At 68.4% G+C, this 13,783-nt stretch carries 15 protein-coding genes; 14 read left to right on the plus strand and 1 reads right to left on the minus strand.

All coding sequences use genetic code 11. The features are described 5' to 3' along the window. The first annotated feature begins 139 nt into the window (after positions 1 to 139). The 9 genes from WS51_RS14530 to groL all read left to right on the plus strand — a co-directional run bounded on the left by WS51_RS14530 (position 140) and on the right by groL (position 9,107). Positions 140 to 3,154, plus strand: a complete 3,015-nt coding sequence (locus tag WS51_RS14530; protein WP_069229365.1) for a beta strand repeat-containing protein — start codon at positions 140 to 142, stop codon at positions 3,152 to 3,154. A gap of 281 nt (positions 3,155 to 3,435) precedes the next feature. Beyond that, a complete protein-coding gene (locus tag WS51_RS14535; protein ID WP_059507035.1) occupies positions 3,436 to 3,795 on the plus strand; it encodes a COG4315 family predicted lipoprotein in 360 nt (119 codons plus the stop codon). Between the two features lie 45 nt (positions 3,796 to 3,840). Beyond that, positions 3,841 to 4,356: a sigma-70 family RNA polymerase sigma factor gene (locus WS51_RS14540; RefSeq protein WP_059507036.1), complete on the plus strand. Its 516-nt coding sequence runs from the start codon at positions 3,841 to 3,843 to the stop codon at positions 4,354 to 4,356. After that, complete coding sequence (locus WS51_RS14545) at positions 4,356 to 5,144, plus strand: anti-sigma factor family protein (protein WP_059507037.1); 789 nt, start codon at positions 4,356 to 4,358, stop codon at positions 5,142 to 5,144. The genes WS51_RS14540 and WS51_RS14545 overlap by 1 nt, the downstream gene beginning before the upstream one ends. Before the next feature lie 36 nt (positions 5,145 to 5,180). Further along, on the plus strand, positions 5,181 to 5,585 hold the full coding sequence (locus WS51_RS14550; RefSeq protein ID WP_167358007.1) for a cupredoxin domain-containing protein: 405 nt from the start codon (positions 5,181 to 5,183) through the stop codon (positions 5,583 to 5,585). Continuing rightward, positions 5,582 to 6,214, plus strand: coding sequence for a LolA family protein (locus tag WS51_RS14555; protein WP_069229367.1), 633 nt, complete (start codon positions 5,582 to 5,584; stop codon positions 6,212 to 6,214). The genes WS51_RS14550 and WS51_RS14555 overlap by 4 nt, the downstream gene beginning before the upstream one ends. Positions 6,215 to 6,243: 29 nt before the next feature. Beyond that, positions 6,244 to 6,753, plus strand: coding sequence for an SRPBCC family protein (locus WS51_RS14560; protein WP_059448072.1), 510 nt, complete (start codon positions 6,244 to 6,246; stop codon positions 6,751 to 6,753). Positions 6,754 to 7,126: 373 nt separating this feature from the next. After that, positions 7,127 to 7,420, plus strand: coding sequence for a co-chaperone GroES (groES, locus tag WS51_RS14565; protein WP_004186661.1), 294 nt, complete (start codon positions 7,127 to 7,129; stop codon positions 7,418 to 7,420). A gap of 46 nt (positions 7,421 to 7,466) precedes the next feature. After that, complete coding sequence (gene groL, locus WS51_RS14570) at positions 7,467 to 9,107, plus strand: chaperonin GroEL (protein WP_059448073.1); 1,641 nt, start codon at positions 7,467 to 7,469, stop codon at positions 9,105 to 9,107. A gap of 171 nt (positions 9,108 to 9,278) precedes the next feature. On the opposite strand, the gene WS51_RS14575 is transcribed toward groL, so the two are convergent. Then, positions 9,279 to 10,145: a hydroxymethylpyrimidine/phosphomethylpyrimidine kinase gene (locus WS51_RS14575; RefSeq protein WP_059448074.1), complete on the minus strand. Its 867-nt coding sequence runs from the start codon at positions 10,143 to 10,145 to the stop codon at positions 9,279 to 9,281. A 254-nt stretch (positions 10,146 to 10,399) separates the two neighbouring features. Between WS51_RS14575 and WS51_RS14580 the strand changes: the two genes are divergently transcribed. The 5 genes from WS51_RS14580 (at position 10,400) to pyrR (ending at position 13,710) form a co-directional block, all read left to right on the plus strand. Beyond that, complete coding sequence (locus tag WS51_RS14580) at positions 10,400 to 10,570, plus strand: rubredoxin (RefSeq protein WP_004186709.1); 171 nt, start codon at positions 10,400 to 10,402, stop codon at positions 10,568 to 10,570. Between the two features lie 104 nt (positions 10,571 to 10,674). Then, entirely contained in the window at positions 10,675 to 11,994 is a 1,320-nt protein-coding gene (locus WS51_RS14585; RefSeq protein WP_069229368.1) for a hypothetical protein, read from the plus strand. A 189-nt stretch (positions 11,995 to 12,183) separates the two neighbouring features. Continuing rightward, the gene (locus WS51_RS14590) at positions 12,184 to 12,762 is read left to right on the plus strand and encodes a YqgE/AlgH family protein (protein ID WP_006751106.1); all 579 of its coding nucleotides are present in this window, start codon (positions 12,184 to 12,186) and stop codon (positions 12,760 to 12,762) included. Further along, on the plus strand, positions 12,759 to 13,208 hold the full coding sequence (ruvX, locus tag WS51_RS14595) for a Holliday junction resolvase RuvX (protein WP_059448076.1): 450 nt from the start codon (positions 12,759 to 12,761) through the stop codon (positions 13,206 to 13,208). The genes WS51_RS14590 and ruvX overlap by 4 nt, the downstream gene beginning before the upstream one ends. Further along, the gene (gene pyrR / locus WS51_RS14600; RefSeq protein ID WP_059448077.1) at positions 13,195 to 13,710 is read left to right on the plus strand and encodes a bifunctional pyr operon transcriptional regulator/uracil phosphoribosyltransferase PyrR; all 516 of its coding nucleotides are present in this window, start codon (positions 13,195 to 13,197) and stop codon (positions 13,708 to 13,710) included. The genes ruvX and pyrR overlap by 14 nt, the downstream gene beginning before the upstream one ends. Positions 13,711 to 13,783 lie beyond the last annotated feature (73 nt).

Raw genomic sequence — 13,783 nt, forward strand, 5'->3', positions numbered from 1 at the left:
TTGCCCGGAAATCCATATAAGACCGTTATTGCCTTGAAATAGGCCGACGAATCGATCCGTTTTATCCGGATGGCACGCTTCGTGCAATCCGTCCCCATGCTTTATCAACGTAGTGCCAACCGAGATGAGGTAAATAACGATGGGACAAAGTCTTAAATTGACGGGTGTGGCGCTGTCGGTCGCGACGGTGTTCGGGGTGCTGGCTTCCGGTTCGGCTATCGCGGGGACGCTCGATGCGCTGCCGCTTCCGCAGGTAATCGTGAATCCGCCGACGAACAGCGTCTCGGTTGGGCTGGCCGCGACCGGCACGTCGCCGCTGGGTTCGGTCACCGTGGCGGCGGGCGGGTCGGGCGCGATTCAGACGTCGCTCGGCGATCCCGCGCAGGCATTGTCGGGCGCGGTGAACGCGCTGCAAGGCGCGCTCGGTGGCGCGGGCGGCACGGTGAGCCCGCTCGCGCCGGTGCAAGGCGTGGTGAACGGGGTGACGGGTGCGCTTGGCGGTGGCAATCCGGCGGGTGCGCTGACCGGTGCGCTGGGTACGGTCACGGGGGCACTCGGCAGTGTTGGCGGCGGTTCGAACCCGCTCGCTCCGGTTCAAGGTGTCGTCAATCAAGTGACGGGGGCGCTTGGTGGCGGCAATCCGGCAGGTGCGTTGACGGGTGTGCTGGGCACGGTGACGGGTGCACTGGGTAGCGTGGGTGGCGGTGCGAATCCGCTCGCGCCGGTTCAAGGCGTCGTCAATCAAGTGACGGGTGCACTGGGCGGCGGTAATCCGGCCGGTGCGTTGACGGGGGCGTTGGGCACGGTCACGGGCGCACTGGGTAACGTGGGTGGCGGTTCGAACCCGCTTGCTCCGGTTCAAGGTGTGGTCAATCAAGTGACGGGTGCGCTGGGCGGCGGCAATCCGGCCGGTGCGCTGACGGGTGCGCTGGGCACGGTCACGGGCGCACTGGGTAACGTGGGTGGCGGTTCGAACCCGCTCGCTCCGGTTCAAGGCGTCGTCAATCAAGTGACGGGTGCACTGGGCGGTGGTAATCCGGCCGGTGCGTTGACGGGGGCGTTGGGCACGGTCACGGGGGCACTCGGCAGTGTTGGCGGCGGTTCGAACCCGCTCGCTCCGGTTCAAGGTGTCGTCAATCAAGTGACGGGGGCGCTTGGTGGCGGCAATCCGGCAGGTGCGTTGACGGGTGTGCTGGGCACGGTGACGGGTGCACTGGGTAGCGTGGGTGGCGGCACGAACCCGCTCGCTCCGGTTCAAGGCGTCGTCAATCAAGTGACCGGTGCACTGGGCACCGGCAACCCGGCGGGTGCATTGACCGGTGCGCTCGGCACGGTGACGGGTGCTCTAGGCGGCGTTGGCGGCACGAACCCGCTTGCTCCGGTTCAAGGCGTCGTCAACCAAGTGACGGGTGCACTGGGTGGCGGCAATCCGGCCGGCGCATTGACCGGCGCGTTGGGCACGGTGACTGGCGCACTGGGTAACGTGGCTGGGGGCTCGAATCCGCTGGCTCCGGTTCAAGGCGTCGTCAACCAAGTGACGGGTGCACTGGGCGGCGGCAATCCGGCCGGTGCATTGACCGGCGCGCTGGGCACGGTCACGGGTGCTCTGGGCAACGTGGGTGGCGGCTCGAATCCGCTTGCTCCGGTTCAAGGTGTCGTCAATCAAGTGACGGGTGCGCTGGGCGGTGGCAATCCGGCCGGTGCATTGACCGGCGCGCTGGGCACGGTGACGGGCGCACTGGGCAGCGTTGGCGGCGGTGCGAATCCGTTGGCTCCGGTTCAAGGCGTCGTCAATCAAGTGACGGGTGCACTGGGCGGCAATCCGGCCGGTGCATTGACCGGTGCGCTCGGCACGGTGACGGGTGCACTGGGCGGCAATCCGGCCGGTGCATTGACCGGTGCGCTCGGCACGGTGACGGGTGCTCTGGGCGGCGTTGGCGGCACGAACCCGCTGGCACCGATCCAGAACGTCGTCGACCAGGTTACGGGCACGCTGGGCAGCGGCAATCCTGCCGGTGCACTGAGCAACGCGGTCAACACGATCACGGGGACGCTCGGCAACATCGGCGGCGCGTCCAGCCCGCTGGCACCGGTGCAAGGCGCCGTCACGCAGCTCGCCGGCACGCTCGGCAACGGCAACCCGGCCGGTGCACTGACGGACGCAGTGAACTCGGTGACGGGCGCACTCGGCAATCTCGGCGGCACGAATCCGCTGGCGCCGGTGCAGGGTGTCGTGAACCAGGTCGTCGGCACGCTTTCGGGCGCAGGCGGCGGCAGCCCGATCGCGCCGATCACGAACCTCGTCAGCGGCCTGCAGAACGCACTCCCGACGGCTGGCAATGCGGCGGGCGCGCTGACCGGTGCGCTCGGGTCGGTCACGAGCACCCTTGGCAATCTCGGCAGCTCGAACCCGCTGGCGCCGGTGCAGGGTGTCGTGAACCAGGTCGTCGGCACGCTCGGCAGCGGCAACCCGGCAGGCGCACTGAGCAATGCAGTCAGCTCGGTGACCGGCGCGCTGGGCAACCTCGGCGGCTCGAACCCGCTGGCGCCGGTGCAGGGCGTCGTGAACCAGGTCGTCGGCACGCTTGGCAGCGGCAATCCGGCAGGCGCGCTGAGCAATGCGGTCAGCTCGGTGACGGGCGCGCTGGGCAACCTCGGCGGCACGAACCCGCTGGCGCCGGTGCAGGGCGTCGTGAACCAGGTCGTCGGCACGCTGTCGGGCGCGGGCGGCAGCCCGATCGCGCCGATCACGAACCTCGTCAGCGGCCTGACCGGCGGCAGCAATCCGGCCGGCGCACTGACCGGTGCGCTCGGTTCGGTGACGGGCGCCCTCGCGAACGGTCCGGCAGCCCTCGGGCAGGCGGCCGGCGCGCTGTCGGGCGTGGCCGGTTCGGCAGCGGCGGCGGGCGGCAGCCTGCTCGGCTCCGGCGCGGGCGCGGCCGGCAGCACGGCGGGCGCTACCGGTTCGCTGGTGTCGACGACCGGCAACGCGACGGCGACGATCGTCAATGCTGTCGGCACGACGGTCGGCACGGCGCTGGGCTCCACGCCGAGCCTGTCGGTCACGCCGCACTCGGGCAACGGCTCCGCGAACAATCCGCTCGCACCGGTGTCGACGCTGCTGCAGGCGGTGACTGGCGCATTGCCGAGGTAATCGGCGGAAACGCGCGGCGGCGGTTCATTGCTCGCCGCGCGCAAAGGGTCGAACGACGCGGCATGACAGCAATGTCATGCCGCGTTTTCTTTGGGTTCCCGAAGTTTTCCCTGTGCGGGCACGCATGGCCGCCGCGTTGCGGGCGGCACGGAATAACTTGCCGGATTCGTCCGTTTACATACCGAGTCTCGATGCGGCCGGACGGCGGGATAATGACCATGATGGAGTCGACGTCCCGTCCGACGCCGCCGTGCCGCAATGCCACGCCAAGGAGAACGGGAATGAAGACGATGCTGTTCGCCATCGCGCTGACGGCCGCGATCGCGCGGCCCGCGGCCGCCGAGCCGCCGCAGGCCGGCGACGGAAAACTGGTCGACGAAGATCACATGACGCTGTACGTGTTCGATCGCGACGCGCCGGGCAAGAGTACCTGCACCGGCACCTGCGCGACCAACTGGCCGCCGGCGCTCGCCGACGGATACGACAAGGCGTCGGGTGCGCTGAGTCTCGTCGCGCGCGACGACGGCCGTAAGCAATGGGCTTACCACGGCCGTCCGCTGTATCGCTGGAAGATGGACGGCAAGCCCGGCGATGCGGGCGGCGACGGGATCGGCGGCATGTGGCACGTCGCGCGTCCCTGAGGATCGACCGACGGACGGCGGCGCGGCGACGCGCGAGGCATCCGGATGAGCTACGAATCGGACCTGCTGGTGTGGCTGCCGCATCTCACGCGATATGCGCGCGCGCTGACGGGCGACCGGGCGTGGGCGGACGATCTCGTGCAGGACACGCTCGAGCGCGCGCTGAACCGGCCGCCGCGCGACGGCGGCAACCTGCGTGCGTGGCTGCTGACGCTGCTGCGCCACCGCTTCATCGACCAATTGCGCGCACGGCACGAGATCGCGGTCGACGATGCGACCGCGCCATGGCAGACGATGGCCGCACCGACCGACGAGATCGGCGGCCTGCTGCTGCGCGACGTGCAGCGCGCGTTGTACCGGCTGCCCGTCGAGCAGCGCGAGGTGCTGCTGCTGGTCGCGCTCGAGGAGTTGAGTTACCGCGATGCCGCCCAGGTGCTCGGCGTGCCGGTCGGGACGGTGATGTCGCGCCTGTCGCGCGCGCGTGAACAGATGCGTGCGCTGTTGTCCGGCGAGCCGCCGGCGCGTGGCGCGGCCGCGTTACGGGTGATCGGGAAGACATGATGGACGACGATCCGCGCAAAACCTCGAACGATCGGGACGACAATGCCGACGCATCGGCGCAACTGCTGTCGGCGCTGCTCGACGGCGAGCTGTCCGGGCAGGAGCGCCGCGAGGTGCTCGAACGGCTGGCGTCCGATCCGCGGGAAGCCGACCGGTTCGCGCATTACGGCGCGCAGCGCGCCGCGTTGCAAGCGCTGTTCCCGCTGCCGGCCGCCACGCCGGCGCTGTTCGTGCAGCGGCGCGCGCCGCGCTGGCGCGGCGTCGCGTATGCGTTCGCGGGGCTGGCGGCCGGGCTCGTGATCGGCGTGGCGCTGCACGCGGGCTGGACGACGTTCGGCGCCGAGCCGGCCTTCGCCGCGCGCGCGTCCGTCGCGTACGCCGTGTACGCGGCCGACCGGGAGCATCCGGTCGAGGTCGACGCGCGCGATCCGGCGCGCCTTGCCGCGTGGCTGTCCGCGCGTCTCGGGCGGCCCGTGCGCGCGCCGTCGCTCGACGAATACGGCTATGCATTGCTGGGCGGCCGGCTGTTGGCGGACGACGCGGGGCCGGCCGCGCAACTGATGTACCAGCGTGCGGACGGCGAGCGCGTGACGCTCTACATGACCGCCTACGATGCGCGGCGCTTTGCGCCCCGGGCGATATCGGCCGGCGGCCGCGACACGTATTTCTGGTCCGATCGCGGCATGGGTTTTGCGCTCTCGGGACGTGCCGACGAACGACGCCTGCGCGAGCTCGCGATCGAAGCATGCGGCGCGCTTGGCGGGCCGACCGACGCGTGGAGGGGATGACGCGGCGACATCGGCAGGGAGTCGACGATGAACACGATGGCGGCGATGGTGATGATTGCACTCGTGGCGGGCGCCGGGCCCGCGCGGGCGGACGGCGATGCGCCGGTGCGCGTGCCGGTCGACGCCGACGGCGTGCAGCGGGTGGCGATCGTCGGCGGCAGTTATTTCTTTCGTCCGAATCACGTGATCGTCCGCGCGCAGGTGCCGGTCGAGCTGACCGTGTCGGCCGAATCGGGCGTCGTGCCGCACAGTTTCGAGATCGACTCGCCGCAGGCCGGCATCGCGGTGCATACCGAGCTCGGCGCGACGCCGCGCACGTTTCGCTTCACGCCGACCGCCCCCGGCCGCTTCGCCTACTATTGCACGCATCGGCTGCTGTTCCTGCGCAGCCATCGCGAGCGCGGCATGGAAGGTGTGCTCGACGTCGAGGCGGCGCCGTGATCGCCGCGTTGCTGGCCGCCGGCCTGATAGGAGCGAGCATGACAGCCGATCCCGTGACCATTGCTCAGACGCATTTCGACCAGGTCCAGTCGTACCGCGCGACGATCCGCTCGTCGGCGCGCAGCGGCGAGCACGCCGAATTCCGCTACGCGTACTGCAAACCCGGTTTCGTCCGAATGGACTTCGTGTCGCCGCATCACGGCGCGGTGCTCGCATACGACCCCGGCGACGGCAAGGTGCGTCTGCGCCCGTTCGGCGAGCATGCGCTGCCCGCGCTGACGCTGTCGCCGTCCAATCCGCTGCTGCGCGACCGCAGCGGGCATCGCGTCGACCGCTCGGACGTCGGCGTGCTGCTGCGCAACGTGCATGCGCTGCAGCAGGGCGGTGTGACCGTGACCGAAGGCCAGGAGACGATCGGCGGGCACACCACACTGCGCGTGTCAGTGACGGGCGCGCCCGCGCACGTGGTCGACGGCGTGCATCGCTATCGTCTGTGGCTGGACACCGAGGACGGCTTTCCGCTGAAGGTGGTGAGCTTCGCGGACGACGACGACGCGCCGCTCGAAACGGTGACGCTCGACGACGTCGAGATCGACGTCGCGTTTCCCGCCCGCTTTTTCGCGCCCTGATTCCGATTCTGATTCGCGCCGGAGGCAGCATGGCGGAATACCGGTTTTCGACGACGTGGCGCGTGGACGCGCCGCTCGCGGCTGTCTGGGACGCGATCTACCAGGTCGATCGCTGGCCCGACTGGTGGAAGAGTGCAGTGCGGACCGTCGAGCTCGAGCGCGGCGACGCACGCGGCGTCGGCGCGCTGCAGCGATACACATGGAAAGGCGCGTTGCCGTACCGGCTGACCTTCGACATGCGCGTGCTGCGCGTCGAGCGCCCGCATGTGCTCGAAGGTCGCGCGAGCGGCGCGATCGAAGGCGACGGCCGCTGGTCGTTCGCCGGCGACGGCACGCGCACGGTCGTGCGCTACGACTGGCACATCCGCACGCGCGAGCGCTGGATGAACTGGCTGGAGCCGGTCGCGCGACCGCTGTTCGCGTGGAATCACGACGTCGTGATGCGCGAAGGCGCGAAAGGCCTCGCGCGTCTGCTGGGCGCGACGGTCGAGGCGGACGGCCGGACGTTCCAGCCGGTCGCGGGCTGTCCGGACATGTGACGTTCCACGGCGGGCGTTTGGGCCGGTCGGATGCCCCAGCAGGCGTTTTCATGCGATGCCGGACGACCGCGGGAACTCGGCGCTCGACCCGTGTCAAATTGGGGCGGGGGTCGGGAAATCCCGTATCCCGGTCGCTCGCAGTCTTCGGTCTGGATGGTTATGTAATTGTTTTAAATGGATTTTTTCAATTTGCCCACGTCTTTTGGCCGTTCGTCGCCGCGCAAAAAAACCTCCGGCTTCCCTTCTTGAATTTGTCAAAACCCGTCCATATAATTAGCACTCGCTGCACGAGAGTGCTAACAATTCTCTGCCGGGCAACCTGCCGGGCAGATTCCCTAAGCGTTCTTCAATCTCAGTCAAGAGAGGAGTGAATATGAACCTTCGTCCTTTGCACGATCGCGTGATCGTCAAGCGCCTGGATCAGGAAACCAAGACCGCCTCGGGCATCGTGATTCCCGACGCGGCAGCTGAGAAGCCGGATCAAGGCGAAGTCCTGGCCATCGGCCCGGGCAAGCGCGACGACAAGGGCGCGCCGATCGCGCTCGACGTGAAGGTCGGCGATCGTGTGCTGTTCGGCAAGTACGCTGGTCAGACCGTCAAGGTCGACGGCCAGGAACTGCTGGTCATGCGCGAAGAAGACATCATGGCCGTGGTCAACGCCAAGTAAGCGTCCACTGTCCGCACATATTCTCGAGAATTCAAGGAGTTAGAAGATGGCAGCTAAAGACGTCGTATTCGGCGATTCCGCCCGTTCGAAGATGGTCGAAGGCGTGAACATTCTCGCCAACGCAGTCAAGGTCACGCTGGGTCCGAAGGGCCGCAACGTCGTGCTCGAGCGCAGCTTCGGCGGCCCGACGGTCACCAAGGACGGTGTGTCGGTCGCGAAGGAAATCGAGCTGAAGGACAAGCTCCAGAACATGGGCGCGCAAATGGTCAAGGAAGTTGCTTCCAAGACCAGCGACAACGCAGGCGACGGCACGACGACGGCTACCGTCCTCGCGCAATCGATCGTCCGCGAAGGCATGAAGTACGTCGCATCGGGCATGAACCCGATGGACCTGAAGCGCGGCATCGACAAGGCAGTCGCAGCGGCTGTCGAAGAGCTGAAGAAGATCAGCAAGCCGTGCACGACGAACAAGGAAATCGCACAGGTCGGCTCGATCTCGGCGAACAGCGACTCGTCGATCGGCGATCGCATCGCTGAAGCGATGGACAAGGTCGGCAAGGAAGGCGTGATCACCGTCGAAGACGGCAAGTCGCTGGCTGACGAGCTCGACGTCGTCGAAGGCATGCAGTTCGACCGCGGCTACCTGTCGCCGTACTTCATCAACAACCCGGACAAGCAAGTCGCCGTCCTCGAAAACCCGTTCGTGCTGCTGCACGACAAGAAGGTGTCGAACATCCGCGATCTGCTGCCGGTGCTCGAGCAAGTCGCGAAGGCTGGCCGTCCGCTGCTGATCATCGCTGAAGACGTCGAAGGCGAAGCGCTCGCAACGCTGGTCGTCAACAACATCCGCGGCATCCTGAAGACCGTTGCGGTCAAGGCGCCGGGCTTCGGCGATCGCCGCAAGGCCATGCTGGAAGACATCGCGATCCTGACCGGCGGTCAAGTCATCGCGGAAGAAACCGGCCTGACGCTCGAGAAGGCAACGCTGGCAGAACTGGGCCAGGCGAAGCGCATCGAAGTGGGCAAGGAAAACACGACGATCATCGACGGCGCAGGCGAAGCCGTGAACATCGAAGCGCGCGTCAAGCAAATCCGCACGCAAATCGAAGAAGCGACGTCGGACTACGACCGTGAAAAGCTGCAAGAGCGCGTGGCCAAGCTGGCCGGCGGCGTTGCAGTGATCAAGGTCGGTGCTGCGACCGAAGTCGAAATGAAGGAAAAGAAGGCACGCGTCGAAGACGCGCTGCACGCAACCCGCGCTGCCGTTGAAGAAGGCATCGTCCCGGGCGGCGGCGTTGCGCTGATCCGTGCACGTACCGCGATCGCCGAACTGACCGGCTCGAACGCCGACCAGAACGCCGGCATCAAGATCGTGCTGCGCGCAATGGAAGAGCCGCTGCGCCAGATCGTCACGAACGGCGGCGAAGAAGCAAGCGTCGTGGTGGCGGCAGTTGCTGCAGGCAAGGGCAACTACGGCTACAACGCAGCAACGGGCGAGTACGTCGACATGGTTGAAGCCGGCGTCGTCGACCCGACCAAGGTCACGCGCACCGCGCTGCAGAACGCAGCTTCGGTTGCAGGCCTGCTGCTGACGACGGACGCAGCTGTCGCAGAACTGCCGAAGGAAGATGCACCGATGCCGGGCGGCATGCCGGGCGGCATGGGCGGCATGGGCATGGACATGTAATCGACTTCGGTCGATGATGTCCGGGGCGCGCAGCGATGCGCGTTCCAGCCAAAGAAAAAGACCCGCAGCGATGCGGGTCTTTTTTTATGCGCACGTAAAAAGGGGCGGTCATGCCGCCCCGAAGCGAGCGCAGTTTGCGCGCAATGGCGGCGCGAGGCCGCCCCGCACGCGTCAGTGCCGGGCGATCCGCGGCGAGGCCTTGCTGCTTTCCGTCACCGGACGCCCGCCTTCCTCGTCGTTGCTGCGTGCCCAGAAGAACCGGTCGGGCAGATATGCGCCCATGCCGGGCCGGAACGCGTCGCGCACGGCCTGGTACAGGTATTCCTGCGCCTCGCGCACCGCTTCGGGCGGTTCCTGGCCATTGGCGAGCAGCGCCGCGATCGCCGCGCCGAGCGTGTCGGTGATGCCCATCAGCCGGTGCGGCGAGCGATCCCACATGTCCTCGCGAAGCTGGCCTTCCTCGCCGTACAGCGTATTGACGAGCCGGTGCGAGCCCGTTTCCGACGACAGGATGTACTCGCAGCCCTGCGACAGCAGGTGCGACACGGCGGCATCGAGATTCGGCGCTTCGGCATCGCCGTCCGGCTGCGCGAGTGCGATCAGCGTCGCGTGGTCGGCGACCAGCAGCGTCGTCTGCGGTGCGAGCAGGTCGGCGATCGATTCGCGCAGGTCGTCGGCGGCAAGCACGTGCTCGTCGTCGAGCGTGAAGTCCGGTGCGAGCACGAGCGGCACGCCGTCGTAGTCGGCGACCACCTCCGCGATCGCGCTCACGACTTCCGCGCGCGTCGCGGCGCCGATCTTGAACGCCGCGACCGGCATGTCCTCGAGCAGCATGCGCGCCTGGGCGGCGACGACATCGGGATCGAGGCCGGTCACTTCGTCGCAGGCGGCGGAGTCCCGCACGGTGTAGCCCGTCAGGACGGACACACCGTGACAGCCCATGCTCGCCAGGGTCATCAGATCGGCTTGGAGGCCGGAGCCGCCGGTGGGATCGGACAGGCCGAAGGTGAGGACGATCGGAGGGGCGTTGCTGGACATGTAGAAATGGGGCAAGAAAAAAACGGGGAAGCGACAGAACTGCGGACGGCGAGGCGAAGTGGGCATTTGGCCCCCGTGTTGCCCGGCAGGCCGCACTTTTCAGCCATTATGCGGCGGAATTTGGCCCGCACGTCGGAATTTTTAGCGCAGCGCAACGTAGTCGCCGTACTCCAGCGCGATTGCTAGGCAGTCCGGCCCCGACACGGTACCATCATGGCTCCCGAATTTACCGACTTTTCCCGACGCGGCTTAAGATGGAATACAAGAGCTGGATGTGCCTGATTTGTGGCTGGATTTATGACGAAGAAGCCGGGCTGCCCGAAGAGGGCATCGCCCCGGGCACGCGCTGGGAAGACGTCCCGATCAACTGGACGTGCCCCGAATGCGGCGCCCGCAAGGAAGACTTCGAGATGGTCCAGATCTGACCGGACCCTTGGCCCCCGGACACACCGCTTCGGCCTCGCGATTGCCCGGCGCTTGCGCGCCGCGGCCGACGCGAGCGACTTGACGATGACAGGCGCGCGTGTCCATGACGTCCGATCCGGCGAACCCTCCCCACCCTGACGCACTGCCCAACCCGCGTGGCGGGGCCGTGCGCGCGGCCGACGCGTGGCTCGCGGCGGCCGCCGACGCATTCGCGCACCGAGACGACGCGGCTGCACCGCTGTCGGCCGCTGCCGCCGTGCTGGCGGAGGCCGGCTGGCTGCCGGCCGCGCGTTTCGCGGGGCAGCTGGCGGCCGCGGTGCCGCTCGTCGCCGCCGAACCGACTTCCGCGACCTGGCGCGCCGCGCTGCGCGATTTCCGCGCGGCGGTCGGACGTCACAATCTGCGCGAGCTGGCCTGCTCGCCCGTCCTGTTCGACCATTTCCGTGCGCTGCGCGCGCAAGGCGCGGCCGACCTGCACGCGAGCGTGCCGTTCGACGTGCTGGCGCTCGTCGGGCGCGCGATCCCGCCGGCGACGCTGCGCGTGCTGCCCGACGCCTTCGCAAGCCGCGCGCGCGCCCGCTACGAGCAGGCTTTGCTCGGCGTGCTGCGTGCGTCGCAACGCGCGCCTGACGCGACGCTCGACGAACTCGACGCGATCCTGACCGCGCTGGCCGATGGCGTGCCGTACGACTTCTGGCGGCTCGCCGCCGCATGCCTGCGCGCGCTGCGCGCCAGCGCCGCGCCCGAACTGAAGCGTTTCCTCGCGCGAACCAACCTGCTGCTCGGCGAGCACGCGCAAGGCAGGCGCAGTGCACCGCCGGCGCTCGTGCGCGAGACGGTTGCGCTGCTGTGGCGCGATTTCGCGCTGTTCGGCGCAGCCGCGGAAGACGTCGCGCTCGTCGACGTGCTGCACGACTACGGGCTGACCGTGGACTGGCACGTCGCCGGCACGCCCGCGTCCGAGGCGCTGTGGGAAGCCGACGCCGCGCGCGCCGAGCGCGATGCCGTCGCCGTGGCGCCCACGCGCATGCTGGGGGTCGTGACCGTCAATGCGCATGCGTATGAGGATTTCCTGCAGACGGCCGACGCGTCGATGGCCGATCTGGCCGCCGATCCGGCTGCGGCCGATGCGGGGGCGGCATGGCGCGCATCCGCGGCGGCCTACCGGGTCGGCACCGCTGCGTGCGCGCTCGGGCTCGGTCATGCGGCGCTGCTGGCCGACACGCTCGGGCTCGCGTGGCGCCGCGCCGCGCACGGTCTGCCGCTCGCCGACGGCGGGCTCGACGCTCACACCCGTGCATCCGACATGCTGCGTGCCGCGCTGCTGAAGATTGCCGCGGGCGTGGCGCCGCCGGACCTGACCGCGGCGTGCGGGGCGCTCGGCGCGGCGCTCGGCCGCGCCAGATGCGCCAGATGCGCCTGATGCGCCTGATGCGCAACGGGCGCGACCTTGGCGGCAGCCCTTGTCGCGCGGGCCGCAACACGCTGCCGACAGCACCCGCGCGCGTGTTAGAGTGCCGTGTGATCCGCGCGCGTCGTTGCCAGCGCCGCGCGGCGTTGCTTGTTGATCGCGGCCCGGTCAGGTCGCGGCGTCTTTGCTAAAATTCAAACCATGTCAAAGCCTTCCGATCGCATCAATCTCACCAACCAGTTCCTGATCGCCATGCCGAACATGGCGGATCCGACGTTTTCGGGAACGGTGGTCTATCTTTGCGATCACAGCGAGCGCGGTGCGCTCGGCCTCGTCATCAATCGTCCCACCGACATCGACCTCGAATCGCTGTTCAACCGCATCGACCTGAAGCTCGACATCGAGCCGCTGCTGCACATTCCCGTGTACTTCGGCGGCCCGGTCCAGACCGAGCGCGGCTTCGTACTGCACGAGCCGGTCGAAGGCGCGAACTACAACTCGTCCATGTCGGTCGAGGGCGGGCTCGAGATGACGACGTCGAAGGACGTGCTCGAGGCGGTCGCGACGGGCACCGGCCCGAAACGTTTCCTGCTGACGCTCGGCCATGCAGGCTGGGGCGCCGGGCAGCTCGAGGAAGAGATTTCCCGCAACGGCTGGCTGACCGTGGCCGCCGATCCCCGCATCGTGTTCGACACGCCGGCCGAGGAGCGCTTCGAGGCCGCGCTCGGCCTGCTCGGCGTCAGCTCGTCGATGCTGTCCGGCGAAGCAGGGCACGCATGAGCGGCGCGAGCGCGCGCGATGCAACGCTGCTGGCGTTCGATTATGGCGAGAAGCGGATCGGCGTCGCGATCGGCAACGCGCTGACGCGCTCGGCCCGCGCCCTCGTCGTGATTCCCAACCTGAACCGCGAGCACCGCTTCAAGGCGGTCGGCGAATTGCTGGCCGAATGGCGGCCGGACGCGCTCGTCGTCGGGCTGCCCATGCATCCCGACGGCACGCCGCACGAGATGACGCAGCAGGCGAAGCGTTTCGGCAACCAGTTGAACGGCCGTTTCGGGCTGCCCGTCACGTGGGTCGACGAACGTTATTCGTCGGTCGAGGCCGAGGCCGGGATGCGCGAGCGCAACGTGCGCGGCCGCGCGCGCGCCGAGATGCTCGATGCCGAAGCCGCGCGCGTGATCCTTCAACAGTATCTCGATCAATTGTCCGACCATGAGCTCCATTGACGCCGACGCGCTCTACCGCGTCCTGCTCGAGCAGATCCGCGATGCATACGGCACGGCCTTCGCCGAGCCGGGCGGGCCGCGGCTCGCCGGCATACACAGCGGCGGCGCCTGGCTCGCCGAGCGCCTTGCGCGCGATCTCGGCGCGCCGGCGTTCGGCGTCGTGAACGTCGCGCTGCATCGCGACGACTACGCGAAGAAGGGACTGCACAGCCAGGCGAGCCCGACGTCGCTGCCGTTCGAGGTCGACGGCGCGCGCATCGTGCTCGTTGACGATGTGCTGTACACCGGCCGCACCGTGCGCGCCGCGCTCAACGAACTGTTCGACTACGGCCGTCCGGCGGCCGTCGAGCTTGCGGTGCTCGCCGATCGCGGGGGCCGCGAGCTGCCGGTCGCGGCGCGCTTCGCGGGCGGCACGCTCGACGTGCCGGCCGATGCGACGCTCGTGCTCGCCCGCGACGAAGCCGCGCAGCTCACGCTGCGCATCGAGGCGCACGGCGCCTGACCGAGCCGCGAAATCGTATCCCGGGCCGCCGGTTCGCGCCGCGGCCCGTTTGCATAGTTGGAATCACGCACAC

The organism is Burkholderia territorii (genome assembly GCF_001718335.1).
GTDB classification, from domain to species: domain Bacteria; phylum Pseudomonadota; class Gammaproteobacteria; order Burkholderiales; family Burkholderiaceae; genus Burkholderia; species Burkholderia territorii.